This window comes from Paraburkholderia sp. SECH4, assembly GCF_030511745.1.
In the GTDB taxonomy this organism is placed as follows: domain Bacteria; phylum Pseudomonadota; class Gammaproteobacteria; order Burkholderiales; family Burkholderiaceae; genus Paraburkholderia; species Paraburkholderia madseniana.
In genome coordinates this window covers 1-1,994 of record NZ_JALOCP010000107.1, presented here as the reverse complement: position 1 = coordinate 1,994, position 1,994 = coordinate 1, and the positions used below count along the sequence as shown (strand labels likewise).

Genomic DNA, 1,994 nt, shown 5'->3' with positions numbered 1-1,994 from the left:
ATCGCAGGGAGTACGTTCTGTTCCAGAATCTCTTTCGATACCCCGGTTACAACGAGTCGAGTCACCCGAGGGAACTGCCCCCTCGGGTGCTCACGGAACCGGACGTGAACGTCTCCGCTCATCCGGCTCTTCCCACCGAAGCCTGTCCCCACAACAGCGGCCAGTGTGCAAAGAGCCGCGTGTGCTTGCGTGCAATCCGTTCGAGCCAATGGCTCGCCCGCCGACGGTGCCCACGCAGCCGTTTGAATTTACGGGTCGCCCACAGTACCAGCTTGCGATCGATCTGTCGTAGGGTCGGATATAGCGCCGACTTGTAGAAGGCACCATAGTAGTTGACCCATCCTCGGATCGTCGCATTGAACATGCGCGCCAGGTCATCCAGTGCCTTGTCACTGCGTATTTGCAGGTTCCAGCTTCGGACTTCCTGACGAATCGACTTTGCAGCTTTGACGCTAACCGCCGGACTGAAGTTGACGAAGGTCTTGCCGTGTCGATTCTTCGATAACCGTGGCCTGAACGTAAAGCCCAGGAAATCAAAGCTCGTGTCCGGGTAATCTCCCCGTCGGTCCGCATCCTTGCAGTAGACAACCCGCGTCTTCTGCGGATGCAGCTCCAGCCCACATTGCGCAAAGCGGTCCCGCAGCTGGTCAACAAGCATCTGGGCACGGGCGAGGCTGTGACAGTGGCACACCGCATCGTCGGCATACCGTTCAAATGGTATATCCTCATGATGTCGCTGCATCCATTTGTCGAAGGCATAGTGCAAAAACAGATTGGCGAGGATTGGGCTGACCACACCACCCTAGGGTGTACCACGTGTCCGCAACTGCACCTCTCCATCTGGCATTTGCACCGGAGCCTTCAGCCAGCGCTCGATGTACATCACAACCCAGCGTTCGCTGATGTGGCGACGTACCGCCCTGAGTAGAAGTTCCCAGTCGATGTTATCAAAGAACCCTTTGATGTCGATCTCTACTACCCATGCATATTTCCAGCAGCGCTTACGCGTCTGCGCCAGCGCTTGCCGCGCCGATTTCCCCGGCCTGTAACCATAGGAATCCTCATGAAACAGCGGATCCACCACCGGCTCCACGACCTGCTTGATCACGGTCTGCGCGATTCTGTCCGACACGGCGGGCACGCCGAGCGGGCGAATCCCGCCCCCGGATTTGGGGATTTCCACACGTTTGACCGCCGGTGGCATGTAGCTGCCTGAAGCCAGCCTGTTCCAGAGCTTGTAGAGGTTGTTTCCCACATCCTCTTCGAACTCCTCGAGCGTCTGACCATCGACACCTGCCGCACCACCCTTGGCCTTCACCAGTTTGTAGGCCTCCCATACCTGACGCTTGCTTATGGGAAGCGGCTTTGCCGTTGCCTCCACGATCCTCCCGTTGACGTCGCCGCCCCCGGTTGTCGCCTCGGCTTCAGCTCGATGGGGCAAGCCCTTCGCTCCAGACCCGTTACGATCCTTCTTAGCTACTACGGCTTGCTCCGTCCCTGTACCCCGCATCGGTACTCTGGCGCTCATGGGGCCTCCATTTGCGCGTCTCCCTTCGCATCGGGGTGACAGGTTCCCACGTTCCACATGAGAGCCTGAATCGACTTCACGCCGCCTTCATGCCGGATGCCGCGCAGGCAGTCACCAGGCCGCCCCCTGCACTTGTCCCACAGTAACGACTCCCCCGTGGTTTCGACATCGTCTATACGCTTTCGACACATCATCAGCGGTTCACTCGCGTTCGTCTCTTCGATTCGTACCTGATCGGGTCTTGCCCGACCGTTTCCCATCTCGCGCACCACCACGTCTCTTTAACGCAGCAGCAGTGGGTGGTTTGGTGCCTGCGCCTGTACGCCGACACCGAGGGGCCAGCCCTCATCTCTCATGCAGCATGGCTGCTCAGAAGAATTGCTCCTCCTTCTTCGCGCCTTCGTGGCGCACAGTCGTCCGCATACCGATTGACGTTGACTTTGAACTTTCTGCGTACGCGTTGCGT

Annotated in this window: 1 protein-coding gene and 1 pseudogene; both read right to left on the bottom strand. The window is 58.8% G+C overall.

Going from position 1 to position 1,994, the window contains the following annotated elements:
* Positions 1-118: 118 nt before the first annotated feature.
* Positions 119-433 carry a group II intron maturase-specific domain-containing protein gene (locus tag M0D67_RS41920; protein ID WP_266243659.1) on the bottom strand — a complete coding sequence of 105 codons (315 nt, stop codon included), beginning with the start codon at positions 431-433 and terminating at the stop codon, positions 119-121.
* A gap of 93 nt (positions 434-526) precedes the next feature.
* A pseudogene (locus M0D67_RS41915) lies at positions 527-1,204 on the bottom strand (group II intron reverse transcriptase/maturase); the annotation flags it as partial.
* Between the last annotated feature and the right edge of the window lie 790 nt (positions 1,205-1,994).